Raw genomic sequence first — 21694 nt, 5'->3', positions numbered from 1 at the left:
GCGTGGACCGTGCGGGGACCCCACCACCCACAGCAATCGCACACACCAATTTCCTGGGAGCTGAATTCAGTGGCTGACGAGGTACAACTCCGCGACTACCTCAAGAGGGCCATCGCCGACGCCCGCGATGCCCGCAAGCGGCTGCGCGAGGTCGAGGACCAGGCGCGGGAGCCGATCGCCATCGTCTCCATGGCGTGCCGCTACCCGGGTGGTGTGTCCTCGCCCGAGGACCTGTGGAAGCTGGTGGTCGACGGGGCCGACACCGTCTCCGAGTTGCCCGACGACCGCGGCTGGGACCTGGAGGCTTTGATCGACCCGGATCCCGACAGCGCGGGTACCTCTTACACGAATGAGGGTGGCTTCGTACGGGGGGCCGGGCTGTTCGACGCGGGGTTCTTCGGGATCTCGCCGCGTGAGGCGCTGGCGATGGACCCCCAGCAGCGGTTGTTGCTGGAGACCTCCTGGGAGGTGCTGGAGGGCGCCGGCATCGACCCGGTCTCGCTGAAGGGCACCGATGTCGGGGTGTTCTCCGGTGTGTCCAACCAGGGTTACGGAACCGGTGGCGGAGCGGTCGCGCCGGAGCTGGAGGCTTTCGCGGGCGCGGCGACGGCGTCGAGTGTGGCCTCGGGCCGTGTGTCGTACGTATTCGGTTTCGAGGGTCCTGCGGTGTCGGTGGACACCGGGTGTTCTTCGTCGCTGGTGGCGATGCACCTGGCCGCGCAGGCGCTGCGGCAGGGCGACTGCTCGATGGCGCTGGCCAGCGGTGCGATGGTGATGGCGACGCCCGGCACCTTCATGGCGTTCTCGCGTCAGCGGGGCCTGGCTGCCGACGGACGCTGCAAGGCGTACGCGGACGGCGCGGACGGCATGGGGCTGTCCGAGGGCGTGGGCGTGGTGCTGCTGGAGCGGCTGTCGGTGGCGCGCGAGCGCGGGCACCGCGTGCTGGCCGTGATACGCGGCAGTGCGCTGAACCAGGACGGTGCGTCGAACGGCCTGACCGCGCCCAACGGTCCCTCGCAGCAGCGGGTCATCCGTAAGGCGCTGGCCAACGCCGGGCTCTCCCCGTCCGATGTCGACGCGGTGGAGGGTCACGGAACCGGGACGACCTTGGGCGACCCGATCGAGGCGCAGGCGCTGCTGGCCACCTACGGGCGGGGCCGGGACCCGGAGCAGCCGCTGTGGCTGGGTTCGTCGAAGTCGAACCTCGGTCATACGCAGGCTGCCGCGGGTGTGGCCGGTGTGATCAAGATGGTGCAGGCAATGCGGCACGGATTGCTCCCGGCAACCCTGCACGTGGACACGCCCTCGACTCAGGTGGACTGGTCGGCAGGTGCCGTCGAGCTGCTGACCGAAGCCCGGGACTGGCCGCGTAACGGCCGTCCGCGCCGGGCCGGTGTCTCCTCGTTCGGTATCAGCGGTACGAACGCGCACCTGATCTTGGAAGAGGCGCCCGAGGAGCCGGTGCCGGCAGCCGAAGAGGCGGAGTCCGTCTCGACGGCGGCGGCGCCTGCGGGTGTGGTGCCGTTGGTGGTCTCGGCGCGGAGTACCGGTTCCCTGGCGGGTCAGGCGGAGCGCCTCGCGGCGTTCGTCGAGCGCGCCGATGGGGTGTCGCTGGCGGACGTGGCCGGGGCGCTGGTGTCGGAGCGTTCGGTCTTCGGTGACCGCGCGGTGGTCGTCGCCGACTCGGATCAGGAGGCACTGGCAGGGCTGCAGGCGCTGGCACGGGGCGAGAACCTGCCTGGTGTGGTGTCCGGGAGCGCGGCTGGTTCGGGTGCGCTGGGCAAGGTTGTGTGGGTGTTCCCGGGTCAGGGTTCGCAGTGGGCGGGCATGGGCCGTGAACTGATGGATTCCTCGCCGGTGTTCGCGGAGCGGATCGCGGAGTGTGCGGCTGCTCTGGAGCCGTGGGTGGACTGGTCGCTGATCGATGTCCTGCGTGGCGATGTCGAGCCTGAGCTGATGGAGCGGGTCGACGTACTGCAGCCGGCGAGCTTCGCGGTGATGGTCGGTCTGGCGGCGGTGTGGTCGTCCGTGGGTGTGAAGCCGGACGCGGTACTCGGCCACTCTCAGGGTGAGATCGCGGCTGCGTGTGTGTCCGGTGCGCTGTCGCTGGAGGATGCGGCGTGTGTGGTGGCGCTGCGCAGTCAGGTGATCGCGTCGGAGCTGGCGGGCCGTGGCGGTATGGCTTCGGTGGCGCTGAGCGTGGACGAGGCGGTCGCGCGGATCCAGCCGTGGGCGGACCGTGTCGAGGTCGCGGCGGTCAACGGGCCGTCCTCCGTGGTGATCGCCGGTGACGCGCAGGCGTTGGACGAGGCGCTGGAGGCGCTGTCCGGTGAGGGTGTCCGGGTGCGTCGGGTTGCGGTGGACTACGCCTCGCACACCCGTCATGTGGAGGACATCCGGGCCACGCTGGCCGAGGCATTGGCCGGGGTCGGCGCTCTGGCCCCGAAGGTGCCGTTCTACTCGACCGTCACCGGTACCTGGGTCGAGGACGCCGATGTCCTGGACGGCGGGTACTGGTACCGGAACCTGCGTGCACAGGTGGGCTTCGGCCCGGCGGTGGTGGCGCTGCTCGAGCAGGGTCACGGGGTGTTCGTGGAGGTCAGTGCCCATCCGGTGCTGGTCCAGCCGATCACCGAGACCGTCGATACCGCCGAGACCGATGCCGTGGTGACGGGTTCGCTGCGGCGTGAGGACGGCGGTCTGCGACGGCTGCTGGCCTCGATGGCCGAGCTGTTCGTCCGCGGTGTCGCGGTGGACTGGAGCGCCGTGCTGCCGGAGACGGCGGCGCGAGTGGACCTGCCGACCTACGCCTTCGACCACCAGCACTACTGGCTCCAGCCGGCCGAGTCGGCCACCGACGCGGCCTCGCTGGGACTCGTCGGGTCCGATCACCCGCTGTTGGGCGCAGCGGTGCAGCTGCCGCAGTCCGACGGCCTGGTCTTCACCTCGAGGCTGTCGCTGCGGACGCACCCCTGGCTGGCCGATCACACGGTCGGCGGCGCGGTGATCGTCCCCGGCGCGGTGTACGTCGACCTCGCGGTGCGCGCCGGCGACGAGTTCGGCAATGGCGCCCTGGAAGAACTCGTGATCGAGACGCCGCTGGTGGTGCCCGAGCACGGAGGCGTACGCGTACAGATCGCGGTCGGCGGTCCGGGTGAGAACGGCTCGCGGACCGTCGAGGTCTACTCCCAGCTCGAGGACGCTGCCGGGGCGGACGTGTGGACGCGGCATGCCACCGGTGTGCTGTCGGAATCGGCCCACGCGGGTGGCGCCGGTACCGGGTTCGACTTCGCCGCCTGGCCGCCTGCCGGTGCGCAGCCGGTCGAGGCCGGGGACTTCTACGCCGGTCTGGTCGAGCGTGGCTACGCGTACGGTCCGGCGTTCCAGGGCGTGCGGGCGGTGTGGTTGCGCGGCGAGGAGGTCTTCGCCGAGGTCGCCCTGTCCGAGGAGCAGCGCAAGGAGGCCGGCAGGTTCGGTATCCACCCGGCGCTGCTGGACGCGGCGCTTCAGGCGGGCACGGCAGCGGAGGAATCCGGGCAGCCGGTGCGGCAGCCGCTGGACTGGAAAGGGCTGGTGCTGCACGCCGTGGGTGCCTCGGCGCTGCGGGTGCGGCTGGCCCCGGTCGGCGCGGATGCGCTGTCGGTCGAGGCTGCCGACGAGACCGGCGGCCTGGTCCTGACGATGGACTCGGTGGTGTCCCGGGCGGTGTCCGTCGACCAGTTGGAGACGGCGGTTGCCGATTCGCTGTTCGGGGTGGAGTGGACCGAGCTGTCCCCGGGTCAGGGTGTGGAGCCCTCGCCGTCGTGGGTGCCGGTGTCCGCCGCTGACGATGTGTCGGCTCTGGCCGAGAGCGTCGGCGTGCCGGCGGTGGCGGTCCTGGAGGCGGTCGGCGGTGACACCGAGGATGCCGTACTGGCGTTGACCTCCCGGGTGCTGGAGGTCGTGCAGGCGTGGCTGGCCGGGACCGGACTGGAGGAGTCGCGGCTGGTCGTCGCGACGCGTGGCGCGGTTCCCGCCGGCGCCGACGGCGCGGTGACCGATCCGGCCGGATCGGCGGTATGGGGTCTGGTGCGTGCCACTCAGGTCGAAAACCCCGACCGGATCGTCCTGATCGACACCGATCCCGCCGCCGAAGGCAATCTCGAGCTCGTTCTGAGTTCGGTGCTGGCCAGCGGCGAGCCTCAGGTCGCGGTGCGCGGAACGGCCCTCTCCGTCCCCCGGCTCGTCCGGGCCGGCGGCGAAGTCCCGGACGCCCCCGCGGTGTTCGGACCGGAAGGCACCGTCCTGGTCTCGGGTGCCGGCGCGTTGGGTGCCCTGGTGGCCCGTCACCTGGTCATCCGGCACGGCGTGCGCAGTCTGGTGCTGGCCAGCCGTAAGGGTCCCGATGCCGAAGGTATGGCGGACCTGGTCGCCGAGCTGACCGAGCAGGGTGCCGGGGTGTCGGCAGTGGCCTGTGACGTGTCCGACCGGGCCCAGGTGCAGTCCCTGCTGGCCTCGGTCCCGGCCGAGCACCCCCTGGCCGGTGTCGTACACACCGCGGGTGTGCTCGATGACGGTGTGATCGCGGCGCAGACCCCGGAGCGGCTGGCGAGGGTGTTCGCGCCCAAGGTGGACGCGGTACGGCACCTCGATGCGCTGACCCGCGGCCTGGACCTCGACGCGTTCGTCGTGTTCTCGTCCGCCTCGGGCGTGTTCGGATCGGCCGGTCAGGGCAACTACGGCGCGGCGAACGCCTTCCTCGACGGGCTGATGGCCCGCCGTCGGGCGGCGGGCCTGCCCGGGCAGTCGCTCGCCTGGGGTCTGTGGGAGCAGGCCACCGGCATGACCGCTCACCTGGGCGGGGCCGACCAGGCGCGTGCGAGCCGCGGTGGTGTGCAGGCGATGACGGCAGCGGAGGGCATGGAGCTGTTCGATGCCGCTGCGGCGTCCGGGGAGGCGCTGCTGGTGCCGGTCAACCTGGACCTGCGGACGCTGCGCACGCAGGCCGCGGCCGGTGCGGGAGTCCCGCACCTGATGCGGGGCCTGGTACGGGCCGGCCGTCAGGTTGCGCAGGCGGCATCCGCCACGGACGGCGGGCTGGTCGGTCGCCTGGCCGGACTCACCGTGGCGGAGCAGGAGGCACTGCTCCTCGACGTGGTGCGTACTCAGGTCGCGGTCGTGCTCGGGCATGCCGGGCCGGAAAGCGTCCGGGCGGAGATGGCGTTCAAGGACACCGGGTTCGACTCGCTCACGTCGGTGGAACTGCGCAACCGGCTGCGCGAGGCGACCGGTCTGAAGCTGCCGGCCACGCTGGTCTTCGACTACCCCACCCCGCTGACCATCGCCAGGTACCTACGCGACGAGCTCGGTACCAGCGATGACGTGCTTTCTCGTGTGAACGCGAAGATCGAAGACGTTGAGTCGCTGATCACTGGATTGCGCCTCGACCAGAAATCCACTATCGCGCTGCGCCTTCAGGGTTTGGTGGCCAGGTGCAACGGAGTGCTCGAGGCGGCGGACGCCTCCACGGTGGCGGAGCAGCTGGAATCCGCGTCCGCCGATGAAATCTTCGACTTCATCGATGGTGAATTCGGGCTCATCTGAAACCCAGTTCAAGGCTTTGCGGTTCCATCAAATCTTCGTAAGGACTAAAGAATGGCCACGGACGAAAAACTCCTCAAGTACCTCAAGCGCGTCACGACCGAGTTGCACACCCTGCGTCAGCAGGGCTCATCCCATGCCGATGAGCCGATCGCGATCGTCGGAATGGCGTGCCGGTTCCCGGGTGGCGTGACGGGGCCGGAGGACTTGTGGCGCTTGGTGTCCGAGGGCCGGGACGCGATGTCGTCCTTCCCCGAAGACCGTGGATGGGACCTGGAGGGTCTGTTCGACCCGGACCCCGACCACGCGGGTACCTCTTACACCGATCAGGGTGGGTTCCTTCAGGGTGCGGGGCGCTTCGACGCGGGGTTCTTCGGAATTTCCCCGCGCGAGGCGGTGGTGATGGATCCGCAGCAGCGCCTGCTGCTGGAGACCTCGTGGGAGGCGCTCGAGGGCGCCGGTATCGACCCGGTCTCGCTGAAGGGCACCGATGTCGGCGTGTTCTCCGGGGTGTTCACCCAGGGATACGGGGCCGGTGTCGGTGCGATTCCGCCGGAGCTGGAGGGCTTCGCGGGCACGGGCGGGGCGTCGAGCGTGGCGTCGGGCCGGGTGTCGTACGTACTCGGCCTCGAGGGCCCGGCGGTCACGGTGGACACCGCGTGTTCGTCCTCGCTGGTGACGATGCACCTGGCCGCGCAGGCCCTGCGCCAGGGCGAGTGCTCGATGGCGCTCGCCGGCGGCGCGACGGTCATGGCGACGCCCGGCACCTTCGTGGCGTTCTCCCGGCAGCGGGTACTGGCGGGCGACGGACGCTGCAGGGCGTTCGCGGACGGCGCGGACGGCACGGGCTGGGCCGAGGGCGTCGGCGTGCTGGTGCTGGAGCGGCTGTCGGTGGCGCGCGAGCGCGGGCACCAGGTGCTCGCGGTGCTGCGCAGCAGTGCCGTGAACCAGGACGGCGCTTCCAACGGCCTGACCGCGCCGAACGGTCCCTCGCAGCAGCGGGTGATCCGCAAGGCGCTGGCCAACGCCGGGCTGGTCGCGGCGGATGTGGATGTGGTGGAGGCCCACGGGACCGGTACGGCCCTGGGTGACCCGATCGAGGCGCAGGCGCTGCTGGCGACCTACGGCCAGGGCCGGGAGCCGGAGCAGCCGTTGTGGCTGGGCTCGCTGAAGTCGAACATCGGTCACACGCAGGCCGCCGCGGGTGTGGCCGGTGTGATCAAGATGGTGCAGGCGATCCGGCACGGCGTCATGCCCCCCACGCTGCACGTGGAGAAGCCCACGACGCAGGTGGACTGGACCGAGGGCGCCGTGGAGCTGCTGACCGAGGCGCGCGAGTGGCCGCAGAACGGCCGTCCGCGCCGCGCCGGTGTGTCCTCGTTCGGTGTCAGTGGCACGAACGCGCACGTGATTCTGGAAGAGGCGCCCGCCGAGGAGGCGGAGTCCGTCCCGGCGGAGTCGGCTCCCGCGGGTGTGGTGCCGTTGGTGGTGTCGGCGCGGAGCGCCGGTTCCCTGGCCGGTCAGGCCGGGCGCCTGGCTTCGTACCTGGAGACTGCCGCCGACGAGGTGCCGCTGGCGGGCGTGGCCGGCGCGCTGGTGTCGGGCCGTGCCCTGCTGGGCGAGCGCGCGGTGGTCGTGGGCGGCTCGGACCAGGAGGCGCTGGCCGGGCTGCAGGCGCTGGCACGGGGCGAGAGCGCGCCCGGTGTGGTGTCCGGCAGCGCGGCCGTTTCCGGTGCGCCGGACAAGGTCGTGTGGGTGTTCCCGGGCCAGGGCTCGCAGCGCGTGGGCATGGGCCAGGAGCTGTACGACCGGTACCCGGTGTTCGCGCAGGCACTGGACGAGGCGTGCGAGCAGCTGGACGCGCGTCTGGCCGGGTGGGTCGACCACCCGGTACGCGACGTGGTGCTGGGCCGGGTGCCCGGCAGTGCCGAACTCCTCAACCAGACGGTGTTCACGCAGGCGGGCCTGTTCGCCGTGGAGAGCGCACTGTTCCGGCTGGTGGAGTCCTGGGGCGTGCGGCCGGACGTGGTGATCGGCCACTCGGTCGGCGAGATCACCGCCGCGTACGCGGCGGGCGCGCTGTCGCTGCAGGACGCGGCGCGGGTGGTCGCGGCCCGGGGCCGGCTGATGCAGGCGCTGCCGCCCGGCGGGGCGATGGTCGCGGTGGCGGCGACCGAGGAAGAGGTCGCCGGGCTGCTGGGCGAGGGCGTGGAGATCGCGGCGGTCAACGGCCCGTCCTCGGTGGTCCTCTCCGGTGAGGAGGCGGTGGTCCTCACCGCGGCCGACCGGATGCGGGAGCGGGGACACAAGACGAAGCGGCTGGCGGTCTCGCACGCGTTCCATTCGCTGCGGATGGAGCCGATGCTGGCCGAGTTCGCCGCGGAGCTGACCGGGGTCGCGTGGCAGACGCCGGCGATTCCGGTGGTCTCGAACGTGACCGGGCGGCTGGCCGAGCCCGGTGAGCTCGCCGACCCGCAGTACTGGGCCGGGCACGTGCGCCGGCCGGTGCGGTTCGCCGAGGGGATCGCGGCCGCGGTGGAGTACGGCGGCACGCTGTTCGTCGAACTGGGTCCGGGGGCGGCCCTGACCGGCCTGGTGGAGGAGACGGCCACCGCCGCGGACGCCGAAGTGGCATGCATCGCCGCCCTGCGCGACGGCCGCCCGGAGGAGCAGACGCTGCTGACTTCGGTGGCCGAGCTGTTCGTCCGCGGTGTGGCCGTGGACTGGAGCGGTGTGCTGCCGCGGACGGCGGGGCCCGCGTGGGCGGACCTGCCGACGTACGCCTTCGACCACCAGCACTACTGGCTCGAGCCGGCCGGGCAGGCGACGGACGCCGCCTCGTTGGGACAGACGACCGCCGATCATCCGCTGCTGGGAGCCGTGGTGCGGCTGCCGCAGTCGGACGGGCTGGTCTTCACCTCGCGGCTGTCGCTGCGCACGCACCCCTGGCTGGCCGATCACAGGGTCGGCGGTGTCGTGCTCGTCGCGGGCACCGGGCTCGTGGAGCTGTCGGTACGGGCCGGTGACGAGGTCGGGTGCGGGGTCCTGGAAGAGCTCGTGATCGAAGCGCCGCTGGTGGTGCCCGAGCACGGCGGCGTACGGGTACTGGTCGCGGTCGGCAGTGCGGGCGCGAACGGCTCGCGCACGGTGGACGTGTACTCCCAGCGCGAGGACCTGATCGACGACGGCGGCGCGGACACGTGGGCGCGGCACGCCACCGGCATGCTGTCGGCCACCTCCCAGGCCGGTGGCAGCGGTACCCGGTTCGACTTCACCGCCTGGCCGCCGGCCGGTGCACAGCCGGTCGAGGTCGGGGACTTCTACGCCGGCCTGGTCGAGAGCGGTTACGGCTACGGTCCGGTGTTCCAGGGCTTGCGCGCGGTGTGGCGGCGCGGTGAGGAACTCTTCGCCGAGGCCTCCCTGCCCGAGGAACACCGCAAGGAAGCCGCCAGGTACGGCATCCACCCCGCGCTGCTGGACGCTGCCCTGCACACCGGCATGTTCGGCGCTGCGACGGGCACGACGGGCGAGGAATCCGGGCGGCCGGTGCTGCCGTTCGCTTGGAACGGGCTGGAGCTGCACGCCGCGGGTGCCACGGCGCTGCGGGTGCGCATGGCGCCCGGCGGGCCCGGTGCCGTGTCGCTGACGGCGGCGGACGAGGCCGGTGGCCTGGTCGTGACGCTGGACTCGCTGGTGTCCCGGCCGGTGTCGGCCGAGCAGCTGGAGACGGCGGCGGACACCGTGACCGCCAACTCGCTCTTCCAGGTGGAGTGGACCGAACTGCCCGCGCTTCAGGGGACGGAGCCGTCGCCGTCGTGGGCGCCGGTGTCCGTCGCCGATGACGTGGTGGCTCTGGCCGAGGGCGCGGAAGTCCCCGCGGTGGCGCTCCTGGAGGCCGTGGGCAGCGCTGACGGTGAGGACGCGGTCCTGGCGTTGACCTCCCGTGTGTTGGGAGTGGTGCAGGCGTGGCTGACCGGGACGGGGCTGGAGGAGTCGCGGCTGGTCGTGGTGACCCGCGGCGCGGTGCCTGCCGGTGACGGCACGGTGAGCGACCCGGCCGGTTCGGCGGTGTGGGGTCTGGTGCGTGCCGCCCAGGCCGAGAACCCCGAGCGGATCATCCTGATCGACGCCGATCCCACCGGCGAAGGCGATGTGGAGCCGGTGCTGGGCGCGGTGCTGGCCAGTGGCGAGCCGCAGGTCGCGGCCCGCGGCACGGTGCTGTCGGTTCCCCGGCTCGCGCGCACCGCCGCTCAGACCCCGGACGCTCCGGTGGTGTTCGGACCGGAAGGCACGGTCCTGGTGACCGGCGCCGGTTCGTTGGGTGCCCTGGTGGCCCGTCATCTGGTCATCCGGCACGGTGTACGGAGTCTGGTGCTGGCCAGCCGTCGCGGTGCGGATGCCGAGGGCATGGCGGACCTGGTCGCCGAGCTGACCGAGCAGGGTGCCGCGGTGTCCGTGGCGGCCTGTGACGTGTCCGACCGGGCCCAGGTGCAGTCCCTGCTGGCTTCGGTCCCGGCCGAGCACCCCCTGACCGGTGTGGTGCACACCGCGGGTGTGCTCGATGACGGTGTGATCGCGGCGCAGACCCCGGAGCGGCTGGCGAGGGTGTTCGCGCCGAAGGTGGACGCGGTGCGCCACCTCGACGAGCTGACCCGCGGCCTGGACCTCGACGCGTTCGTCGTGTTCTCGTCCGCCTCGGGCGTGTTCGGATCGGCCGGTCAGGGCAACTACGGCGCGGCGAACGCCTTCCTGGACGGGCTGGTGGCCGGCCGTCGCGCGGCGGGCCTGCCGGGTCTGTCGCTGGCCTGGGGCCTGTGGGAGCAGATCAACGGCATGACCGCCCACCTCAGCGGCGCCGACCAGGCGCGTATGAACCGCGGTGGTGTGCAGGCGATATCCGCCGTGGAGGGCATGGAACTGTTCGATGCCGCTGTGGCGTCCGGGCAGGCGCTGGTGGTGCCGGTCAAGCTGGACCTGCGCAGCGTGCGAGCCGACGCGGCGGCCGGTGCGGGAGTGCCGCCCCTGATGCGGGGCCTGGTACGAGCGGGCCGGCAGCTGGCGCGGGCGGCGTCCGCCGGGGAAGGCGGGCTGGCCCGTCGCCTGGCCGGGCTCAGCGCGGCAGAGCAGGAGGCACTGCTCCTCGACCTGGTGCGTGCGCAGGTCGCGCTCGTCCTCGGTCACACCGGGCCGGGCGGGGTCGGGGCGGAGACGGCGTTCAAGGACGCCGGGTTCGACTCGCTCATCTCCGTGGAACTGCGCAACCGGCTCCGTGAGGAGACCGGTCTGAAGCTTCCGGCCACGCTGGTCTTCGACTACCCGACCCCGCTGGCGCTCGCCCGCTACCTGCGCGACGAGCTCGGAGACACGGTGGCCGACGCCCCTGCCTCGGCTGTGGCCGTCGCCGCCGATCCCGACGAGCCGATCGCGATCGTCGGGATGGCCTGTCGGCTGCCGGGCGGTGTCACGGATCCCGAGGGTCTGTGGCGGTTGGTGTCCGAGGGCCGTGAGGGCATGTCGGCCTTCCCGGACGACCGTGGCTGGGACCTGGACGGTCTTTTCGATTCGGACCCCGAGAGCACGGGCACCTCGTACACCACTCAGGGCGGCTTCCTGCGCGGGGCAGGGCTCTTCGACCCGGTGTTCTTCGGGATCTCGCCGCGCGAGGCGCTGGCGATGGACCCCCAGCAGCGTGTGCTGCTGGAGACCTCCTGGGAGGCCATGGAGCAGGCCGGCATCGACCCGGCCTCGATGAAGGGCACCGACGTCGGAGTGTTCTCCGGCGTGTCCAGCCAGGGCTACGGGGCGGGCGCCGGCGAGGCGCCGGAGCTGGAGGGCTTCGCGGCCACGGCCTCGGCGGCGAGTGTGGCGTCCGGCCGTGTGTCGTACGTGTTCGGTTTCGAGGGCCCGGCGGTCACCATCGACACCGCCTGTTCGTCCTCGCTGGTGGCGATGCACCTGGCCGCGCAGGCGCTGCGCCAGGGCGAGTGCTCGATGGCGCTCGCGGGCGGCGCGACGGTGATGGCTTCCCCCGGCACCTTCGTGGAGTTCTCCCGGCAGCGCGGCCTGGCCCGTGACGGGCGCTGCAAGTCCTACGCCGACGGCGCGGACGGCACCGGTTGGGCCGAGGGCGTGGGCGTGGTGGCGTTGGAGCGGTTGTCGGTGGCGCGTGAGCGTGGTCACCGGGTGCTGGCGGTGCTGCGCGGCAGTGCGGTGAACCAGGACGGTGCGTCGAACGGTCTGACGGCGCCGAACGGTCCCTCGCAGCAGCGGGTGATCCGCAGGGCTCTGGACAGTGCTGGTCTTTCCCCGTCCGATGTGGACGTGGTGGAGGGTCACGGCACGGGTACGTCCCTGGGCGACCCGATCGAGGCGCAGGCGCTGCTGGCGACCTACGGGCGGGACCGGAACCCGGAGCAGCCGCTGTGGTTGGGTTCGCTCAAGTCCAACATCGGTCATTCGCAGGCGGCTGCCGGCGTGGCCAGTGTGATCAAGATGGTGCAGGCGCTGCGCCACGGTGTCATGCCTCCCACGCTGCACGTGGACGAGCCCACGAGCCAGGTGGACTGGTCGGCGGGTGCCGTCGAGCTGCTGACCGAGGCCCGGGACTGGCCGCAGAACGGCCGTCCGCGCCGGGCCGGAGTCTCCTCGTTCGGCATCAGCGGTACGAACGCGCACCTGATCCTGGAAGAGGCGCCCGCCGAGTCGGCGGAGCCTGTTTCCGAAGAGCAGGCGCCCGCTGGTGCGGTGCCGTTGGTGATCTCCGCGCGCAGCGCCGGTTCGCTCTCGCGTCAGGCCGGGCGGCTCGCGGAATTCGTCGAAGGCGCCGATGGGGTGTCGTTGGCGGGTGTGGCCGGGGCGCTGGTGTCGGACCGCGCGGTCTTCGGTGAGCGTGCGGTGATCGTGGCCGGCTCGGCTCAGGAGGCTCTGTCCGGGCTGGAGGCGCTGGCTCGGGGCGAGAGCACGGCTGGTGTCGTGTCCGGCAGTGCCGGTTCGGGTGCGCCGGGCAAGGTCGTGTGGGTGTTCCCGGGTCAGGGCTCGCAGTGGGCCGGCATGGGCCGTGAACTGCTCGACTCCTCCCCGGTGTTCGCGGAGCGGATCGCGGAGTGCGCGGCTGCCCTGGAGCCCTTCGTGGACTGGTCGCTGATCGACGTACTGCGCGGCGAGACCGAACCCGAGCTCATCGAGCGGGTCGACGTACTGCAGCCGGCCAGCTTCGCCGTGATGGTGGGCCTGGCGGCGGTGTGGTCGTCCCTGGGCGTCAAGCCGGACGCCGTACTCGGCCACTCTCAGGGTGAGATCGCGGCCGCGTGTGTGTCCGGTGCGCTCTCGCTGGAGGACGCGGCGCGCGTAGTGGCACAGCGCAGTCAGGTGATCGCGTCGGAGCTGGCCGGCCGTGGCGGTATGGCATCGGTCGCGCTGAGCGCCGACGAGGCCGTCGCGCGGATCCAGCCGTGGGCGGACCGCGTGGAGGTCGCAGCGATCAACGGCCCGTCCTCCGTGGTGATCGCCGGTGACGCGCAGGCGCTGGACGAGGCCCTGGAGGCCCTGTCCGCCGAGGGCGTCCGGGTGCGTCGGGTCGCGGTGGACTACGCCTCGCACACCCGCCACGTGGAGGACATCCGCGACGCGCTCGCCGAGGAGCTGGCCGGGGTCGGCGCCCTGGCGCCGAACGTACCGTTCTACTCGACGGTCACCGGTACCTGGGTGGAGGACGCCGCCGTCCTGGACGGTGAGTACTGGTACCGCAACCTGCGGGGCCAGGTGGGCTTCGGCCCGGCCGTGGCCGCCCTGCTCGAGCAGGGCCACCGGGTGTTCGTCGAGGTCAGCGCCCACCCGGTGCTGGTCCAGCCGATCACCGAGACCGCCGACGACACCGACACCGACACCGACGCGGTGGTGACCGGTTCGCTGCGACGTGAGGACGGCGGTCCGCGACGGCTGCTGGCCTCGATGGCCGAGCTGTTCGTCCGCGGTGTGGCCGTCGACTGGAGTGCGGTCCTGCCGCAGACGGCGACGTCTGGGCGCGTGGACCTGCCGACGTACGCCTTCGACCACCAGCACTACTGGCTCCAGCCGGCCGGGCAGCCGACCGACGCGACCTCGCTGGGCCTTGCCGGGGCCGATCACCCGATGCTGGGCGCCGTGGTGCAGCTGCCGCATTCCGACGGGTTCATCTTCACCTCGCGCCTGGCACTGCGCACCCACCCGTGGCTGGCCGACCACCGCGTCCGCGGTGTGGTGCTCGTCCCGGGCACCGGTCTGGTGGAGCTCGCGGTACGCGCCGGCGACGAGGCCGGATGCGGCGTCCTGGAAGAACTCGTGATCGAGGCGCCGCTGGTGGTGCCCGAGCACGGCGGCGTACGCGTCCAGGTCGTGGTCGGCGGACCGCGTGAGAACGGCTCGCGCACGGTGGACGTGTACTCCCAGCGCGAGGACGCCGCCGGCCAGGGCGGCACGGACACGTGGACCCGGCACGCCACCGGCATGCTGGCCGTCACGGTCCGGGCGAACGGCAGCGGCACCGGGTTCGACTTCGCTGCCTGGCCGCCGGCCGGCGCGAAGCAGGTGGACATCAGCAGCGGCTACGGCCAGCTCGCCGAGGTGGGGTACGGGTACGGCCCCGCGTTCAAGGGTGTGCAGGCGGTATGGCGGCGAGGCGAGGAACTCTTCGCCGAGGTCGCCCTGCCCGAGGAGCACCGCAAGGAGGCCGAGAAGTTCGGTATCCACCCCGCACTGCTGGACGCGGCCCTGCACTCGGCGATGCTGACCGCTGCCGCGGCGGCCGCCGATGGCAACATCGAGGGTGAAGAGGACGACCAGGAGCTGCAACTGCCCTTCGCGTGGAACGGGCTGGAGCTGTACGCGGCCGGTGCCTCGGTGCTGCGCGTGCGCATCGCACGCAACGAGGACGACGCGATGTCGTTCCAGGCGGCGGACGAGACCGGCGGCCTGGTCGTGACGATGGACTCGCTGGTGGGCCGCGTGGTGTCCACCGAGCAGCTGGAGACGGCCGCGGGCACCCCGGGCGCCGACGCGTTGTTCCAGGTGAAGTGGAACGAGCTGCCCCTGACTCAGGGAACGGAACCCGCGCCTTCATGGGTGGCGGTGACCACCGCCGAACAGGTGGCGACGCTGGCCGACGACGTGGAATCGGGCGCGGTGGCACCGGCGATGGCGGTCATGGAAGCCGTCGGCGGCAGCACCGAGGGCGAGGACGCGGTGCTGGGCCTCGCCTGCCAGGTGCTGGAGGTCGTGCAGTGCTGGCTGGCAGGGACCGGGCTGGAGGAGTCGCGGCTGGTGGTCGCGACCCGAGGCGCGGTACCCGCCGGTGACGGCGCGGTGACCGACCCGGCCGGAGCGGCGGTATGGGGTCTGGTGCGTGCAGCCCAGGCCGAGAACCCCGACCGCATCATCCTGCTGGACACCGACCCCACTGCCGAAGGCGATGTGGAACAGGCGCTGGCAGCGGTACTGGCCAGCGGCGAGCCGCAGGTCGCGGTGCGCGGCAGGGCCCTCTCCGTACCCCGGCTCGCCCGGGTCGCCGATCAAGCCCCGGACGTTCCGGCGGTGTTCGGGCCGGAGGGAACCGTCCTCGTCTCGGGCGCCGGTTCGCTGGGCGGCCTGGTGGCCCGCCATCTGGTCTCGCGGCACGGCGTACGGCATCTGATGCTGGCCAGCCGCCGTGGTCCGGACGCCGAGGGCATGGCGGAACTGGTCGCCGAGCTCACCGAGCAGGGCGCTGCGGTGTCGGCGGTGGCCTGTGACGTGTCCGACCGCGCCCAGGTGGAGGCCCTGCTGGCCTCCGTGCCGGCCGAGCACCGCCTGACCGGTGTCGTGCACACCGCAGGTGTGACCGATGACGGCGTGATCGGGATGCTGACTCCGGAGCGGCTGGCGAGGGTGTTCGCACCCAAGGTGGACGCGGTGCGGCACCTCGACGAGCTGACCCGGGGCCTGGACCTCGACGCCTTCGTCGTCTACTCCTCCGTCTCGGCGGTCTTCATGGGCGCCGGCAGCGGTAGTTACGCGGCGGCGAACGCCTTCCTGGACGGCCTGATGGCCGGCCGCCGGGCGGCGGGCCTGCCGGGTCTGTCGCTGGCCTGGGGCCTGTGGGAGCAGACCAACGGCATGGCGGAGCACATCGACGACCTCACCAGGAACCGGATGAACCGGCGTGGCGGCCTGCTGCCGATCACCCCGGCGGAGGGCATGGAACTGTTCGACGCCGCCGTGGGCTCCGGCCACGCGCTGCTGGTACCGGTCAAGCTGGACCTGCGGACGCTGCGCACCCAGGCCGCGGCAGGCGGGGGAGTCCCGCATCTGCTGCGCGGCCTGGTACGGGCGGGTCGGCAGCAGGTGCAGGCCGCGGGCGCGAGCGAGGATCCCCGCCAGCTGTCCGAAAGGCTGGCCGGACTGTCCGCCGCCGATCAGGCGAAGGTCCTGCTCGACCTGGTGCGGGCCCAGGTGGCCGCCGTTCTGGGCTACAGCCCGACGTACCACTTCGACGCGAACCAGGGGCTCTTCGAGATCGGCTTCGACTCCCTGACCGCCATCGAGCTCCGTAACCGGCTGCGCAACATCACCGAGACGAAGCTCTCTCCCAACCTCGTCTTCGACTACCCGACGCCAGGACTGCTCGCCGGGTACCTGCACGAGCTGATGTGCGGCGACGAGGCCGCGCGTCCCGTAGCGATCTCCGTCTGAAAGAGAGGGTGATGACATGTTCGACGTGAACAGGTATTTGCAGCGCATCGGCTGTGACGGAGAGACCGGTGTGGACATCGGGACGCTGCGGAAACTGCACAAGAGCCACCTCCTGGCGCTTCCGTACAACAGCTTCGCCTATGACCTCGGCGACGGGATCGACATCGTCGACCTCGACGAGGACGCCATTTTCGAGAAGAGCATCATCAACGGGCAGGGCGGCGCGTGTTACCACCTGAACCGGATGTTCTTCAGGCTTCTGCGTGAGCTGGGCTACGACGTCACGCTGATCGCGGGCAGCACCGCCACCGGCTGGGACACCTTCGGGCTCGGCATCGAGCACATGTTCAACCGGGTCTCCCTGGACGGTGACGAATGGCTCGTCGACGTCGGCTACCCGGGCCCTTCCTACATGGAGCCGCTGCTGGTCTCCGACGCGGTGCAGTCCCAGTACGGAAGCCAGTTCCGGCTGGTCGACCACGGATCCGAGATCGCTCTGCAGCGCCGAGGAGCGGTCACCAGGTGGAGCGTCGTCTACACCTTCACGATGAAATCCCGGGAGTGGGACGACTGGAAGGAACTGGAGGACTGCTTCCGGGGGATCCTGTCGGATCCGGAACGGCATGACGACAAGGAAGTGCTGTGCGGCCGCACTTTCGAGAACGGTCAGGTCGTGATGAAACAGCGGCGGTACCTGACGGTCCGTGACGGCCGTGAACAGGTACGCACGATCATGGATGACGACGAGCACCGGACGCTGATCACCAGCATTCTGTCCGGCCCGCTCGGCTGAAATTTGCACTCCCACCCCCCACACGTAACACCGCTCATCCCGAAATGAAATTCGAAACGAGTCGGAACACGGAAGGGAGAACACAATGGAAAGAGAATCGGCTGATGTAATAGTGATTGGCGGAGGACCGGCCGGCGCGGTGAGCGCCCTGGTCCTCGCCCGGCAGGGCCACAACGTGGTGCTGCTGGAGAAGGACGAGTTCCCCCGATTCCACATAGGCGAGTCCCTGCTGCCTTACATGATGGGCCTGTTCGACCAGATCGGGCTGCGCGAGGCGGTGGAGGCGCAGGGCTACGTCCCCAAGTTCGGCGGCGAGTTCATCGACCCGACCGAGACGAAGTTCTTTGAGGGCGTCTTCCGCGCGGACTTCACCAAGCAGGGTGAGGGACGGCACCGGAGCGCCTTCCAGGTCGAGCGCGCCAAGTTCGACAAGATGCTCGCCGACCAGGCCGAGGCGGCCGGCGCGAAGGTCCTCTTCGGAGCCAACGTGACCGAGCTGCTCATGGACGGTGACCGGATGGTCGGCGTCCGCTACGAACGCGAGGGCCAGGGCCACGAGCTGCGTTCGGCCTACGTGGTCGACGCGAGCGGCCGCGCGGGCCGGATCGCCAACCGCTTCGGGCTGCGCAAGACCCTCGAGAAGCTCCGCATGGTGGCGGTGTTCCGGCACTACGAAGGACTCGACGAGAGCCACAACCTCGGCGTCGAGGGCGACATCCAGGTCGGCGCCCACGACGACGGCTGGGTCTGGGCGATCCCGCTGTCCAAGGACGCCATCAGCGTGGGCACGGTCATGCCGCGCGACGTGCTGCGCAAGACGACGACCGAGAAGGCGTTCGAGGAGCACGTGGCCAGGATCCCCAGGATCACCGCGCGCCTGACCGGAACCCGCCCCACCACGGACCTCAGGGTCGAGACCGACTACTGCTACCACTCGGACACGGTCACCGGGCCCGGCTGGCTCATGGTCGGAGACGCCGGCTGCTTCGGCGACCCGATGTTCTCCGGCGGCGTGCTGGTGGCGACGGCCACCGCCGTCCGCGCGGCCGAGACGCTCGGGGCGGCGCTGGCCGACCCCGCGGCGGAGGGCCGCCTGTTCGACACGTATTCCAACTACTTCAAGACGGGCTACGACACGTACATCCGCCTCATCCACGCCTACTACGAGGGCGAGCTGGTGTCGGTTGCCGCCGACGCCGCCCGCTTCACGCGGCGCGAGGCCCTGGAGAAGTACGTGATCCGGCTCATCGGCGGCGACTTCTGGAGTGAGCACAACCCCATGGCACAGGAAATGCGGCGGCGGACCGAATGGGACACGTTCGCCCCGTTCAAGCGGGTGTACGGCTGCCCGTCCTATCCCCAGCTGGACGAATTCGACCGTAAGGAGCGGGCCGCGGCGCGCGCACACAGGGCGACGGCGGGTCGGTAGAACGTGATGGCTTCCATTCCTCTGCGCCTCAGAGACCATTCGTACGACGTCCTCATCGGCCCGGGGGTGCGTACGTCGCTCGCCGAGATCATCCAACGGCTGGGCGCCAGGCGGGCCGTAGTGGTGTCGGCCCGCCCGGAGGAATGGGTGCCGGACACCGGTGTGGAAACCCTGCTGCTGCCGGCCCGGGACGGCGAGCAGGACAAGACCCTCGCCACGGTGGAGGCGCTGTGCGGTGAGTTCGTACGGTTCGGGCTCACCCGGTCCGACGTCGTCGTCTCCTGCGGCGGCGGCACGACCACCGATGTGGTCGGGCTCGCGGCGGCGCTCTACCACCGTGGCGTCCCCGTGATCCACCTCCCGACGACGCTGCTCGCCCAGGTGGACGCCAGCGTCGGCGGGAAGACGGCGGTGAACCTCCCGGCCGGCAAGAACCTGGTCGGTGCGTACTGGCAGCCCAGCGCGGTGCTGTGCGATACGGACTACCTGTCGACCCTGCCGCGCCGGGAGCTGCTGAACGGTCTCGGCGAGATCGCCCGCTGCCACTTCATCGGCGCTGCCGACCTGCGCGGGCTGTCGCTGGAAGAGCAGATCACCGCCAGTGTCACCCTCAAGGCCGGCATCGTGGAGCAGGACGAGCGGGACACCGGACTCCGGCACCTGCTCAACTACGGCCACACGCTGGGCCATGCGCTGGAGAAGGCCACCGACTTCGCGCTGCGCCACGGCGAGGCGGTGGCCATCGGGACGGTCTTCGCGGGCAGGCTCGCCGGCGCCCTGGGCCGGATCGACCAGGCGCGGGTGGAGGAGCACCGCGACATCGTCCGGCATTACGGTCTCCCCACCGCCCTGCCGGCCGAGGCCGATCCCGCGGTCCTCATGGATCTGATGCGGCACGACAAGAAGGCGATGACCGGACTCGGCTTCGTTCTGGACGGCCCGAAGGGCGCGGAACTGGTGAGCGACGTGCCCCACGAAGTGGTCGCGCGGGTCCTGGACCGGATGCCCCGGGCACGGATGGCCGACCTCGTCGGCGACGCCGCGCTCGGAGCCTCCACGATCGATGTGGTTTGAAATGAAGCTTGTGACCCAGTGGCCGGCCGATCTCGACGGACCGGCCGTCGCTGCCCCAGCGGTGGACCGTCCGCTTTTCGACCGGCTGGAGGCAGCGCTGGCCCGGCCGGCAGCGCAGCAACCCGTCTGGCCGGACCCGCAACGGGCCAGAGACGCGGTGGAACTGCTGAGCCGGTCCGAGCCGATCGTGGCGCCGGCCGAGACGGCACGGCTGAGCAGGCAGCTCGCCGCGGTCGCGCGCGGCGAGGCGTTCCTGCTCCAGGGCGGTGACTGCGCCGAAACCTTCGCCGGGAACACCGAAGCCCATGTGCGGGCCAATCTGCGGACGCTCGTGGACATGGCCGCCGTGCTCGCCGCCGGCACCGGACTGCCCGTGGTCAAGATCGCCCGCATGGCCGGCCAGTACGCCAAACCCCGTTCCCAGGCCGTCGACGCACTGGGGCTGCCCGTCTACCGCGGCGACGTGATCAACTCCGTCGAGCCCACGCTCGCGGCCCGGACGGCCGATCCCAGCCGGATGCTGCGGGCCCACGCCGACGCGGCACGCGCGATGGCCCTGGTCCGTTCGTTCCACGACGTCCACGTCGGCCACGAGGCGCTGCTGCTCGACTACGAGAAGTCCTTGCTGCGGGTGGACACGACGGGGCCGGAGCCCCGACTGTCCAGCGGGCTGGGGCATTTCCTGTGGATCGGCGAGCGCACCCGTCAGCTCGACGGCGCGCACATCGCGTTCGCGGAACTCCTCTCCAACCCGATCGGCCTCAAGATAGGTCCGGGCACGACCCCGGAAATGGCCGTCGAATACGTGCGGCGGCTCGACCCGCACCATGAACCCGGGCGACTGACGCTGGTCAGCCGCATGGGGCACACACAGGTCCGTGACGTGCTGCCGCCGATCGTGGAGAAGGTCACCGCCTCCGGTCACCAGGTGATCTGGCAGTGCGATCCGATGCACGGCAACACCCACACGTCGGCCAACGGATACAAGACCCGCGACGTCCGGCGCATAGCCGACGAGATCGCCGGGTTCTTCGAAGTCCACCGCCGGCTGGGCACCCACCCCGGCGGCATTCACGTCGAAGTGACGGGTGACGACGTCACGGAATGTCTCGGCGGTCCCTCGGGAGTGACCGAAGCCGACCTGCCGGCCCGCTACCAGACGGCCTGCGATCCCCGCCTCAACGCGGAACAGTCGATGGAACTCGCCTTCCAGGTCGCCGAATTCGCGGCCGCCGATGTCGTCGAGGCAGCGCTGCGATGACCGGACAGCCTCCCGGGATCCCCATCACGGGCACCACCCGGCTGTATGCCGTGCTGGGGGATCCCGTCGCTCAGGTCCAGGCGCCCACGCTGATGAATCCGCTCTTCGCGCGCCTCGGGATCGACGCGGTGGTCGTTCCGGTGCACGCCCGGCCGGAGAACCTCGAGCACGTCGTGCGCGGGCTGCAGCGGGTGGACAACCTCGACGGCATGTTCATCACGGTGCCCCACAAGGTGGCCGTCCGCAGGCTGGCCGACCGGTGCGGCCTGAACGTGGACATCGTCGGAAGTGCGAACGTGCTGCGCCGGGAGGCCGACGGCAGCTGGCTCGCCGAGAACTTCGACGGTTCGGGATTCGTGGCGGGTCTCGTCGGCGCCGGGCACGACCCCCGAGGCAGGCGGGTGGCGCTCGTCGGAGCCGGTGGCGCGGGATGCGCCGTCGCCGTGGCGCTGCTGACGGCCGGTGTCGAGCGGCTGGAGGTGTACGACGTGGACGCCCCGAAGCTCGGCGCGCTGGTTGCCCGCCTCGGCACGTACTGGCCGGGCCGGATATGCGCCTCGGACGGACCGCACCTGCGGGACATCGACATCGCCGTGAACGCCACACCGCTCGGAATGCGTACCGACGATCCGCTTCCGTTCCCCTTGGACTCCTTGCCGCCTGACAGTGTGGTGGCCGATATCGTCATGAAACCCCGTGAGACGCGGCTCCTCCGTGAAGCAGCCGCACTGGGACACCCCATCCATCACGGTATTCACATGCTCGAGGGGCAACTGAATTCCTATCGAGCTTTCTTCGATCTGAACTGAATTATGGGTGCAACTACCAAATCTAGGGATGCGCCGTCGCAGGC

6 protein-coding genes and 1 pseudogene are annotated in these 21694 nt (G+C 71.1%); all 7 read left to right on the top strand.

The genetic code is table 11. From position 1 onward, the window contains the following. Window positions 1-9 precede the first annotated feature (9 nt). Complete coding sequence (locus JIW86_RS12590; protein ID WP_416237555.1) at window positions 10-5583, top strand: SDR family NAD(P)-dependent oxidoreductase; 5574 nt, start codon at window positions 10-12, stop codon at window positions 5581-5583. Between the two features lie 60 nt (window positions 5584-5643). Beyond that, window positions 5644-16284 (top strand): annotated as a pseudogene (locus JIW86_RS12585) (type I polyketide synthase); the annotation flags it as partial. Between the two features lie 16 nt (window positions 16285-16300). Further along, window positions 16301-17077: an arylamine N-acetyltransferase gene (locus JIW86_RS12580; protein ID WP_257553837.1), complete on the top strand. Its 777-nt coding sequence runs from the start codon at window positions 16301-16303 to the stop codon at window positions 17075-17077. 85 nt (window positions 17078-17162) lie between these two features. Continuing rightward, window positions 17163-18506 carry an NAD(P)/FAD-dependent oxidoreductase gene (locus JIW86_RS12575; protein WP_257553836.1) on the top strand — a complete coding sequence of 448 codons (1344 nt, stop codon included), beginning with the start codon at window positions 17163-17165 and terminating at the stop codon, window positions 18504-18506. Between the two features lie 6 nt (window positions 18507-18512). Beyond that, complete coding sequence (locus JIW86_RS12570) at window positions 18513-19580, top strand: 3-dehydroquinate synthase family protein (RefSeq protein ID WP_257553835.1); 1068 nt, start codon at window positions 18513-18515, stop codon at window positions 19578-19580. 1 nt (window position 19581) lies between these two features. Then, on the top strand, window positions 19582-20841 hold the full coding sequence (locus JIW86_RS12565; RefSeq protein WP_257553834.1) for a 3-deoxy-7-phosphoheptulonate synthase: 1260 nt from the start codon (window positions 19582-19584) through the stop codon (window positions 20839-20841). Then, window positions 20838-21650 carry a shikimate dehydrogenase family protein gene (locus JIW86_RS12560; protein ID WP_257553833.1) on the top strand — a complete coding sequence of 271 codons (813 nt, stop codon included), beginning with the start codon at window positions 20838-20840 and terminating at the stop codon, window positions 21648-21650. Before JIW86_RS12565 ends, JIW86_RS12560 begins: the two co-directional genes overlap by 4 nt. The last annotated feature ends 44 nt before the right edge of the window (window positions 21651-21694 follow it).

It is taken from the genome of Streptomyces sp. NBC_00162 (assembly GCF_024611995.1).
Lineage (GTDB): Bacteria > Actinomycetota > Actinomycetes > Streptomycetales > Streptomycetaceae > Streptomyces.
The sequence above is the reverse complement of the archived record's forward strand: the minus strand, read 5'-3'. Positions and strand labels throughout refer to the sequence as shown.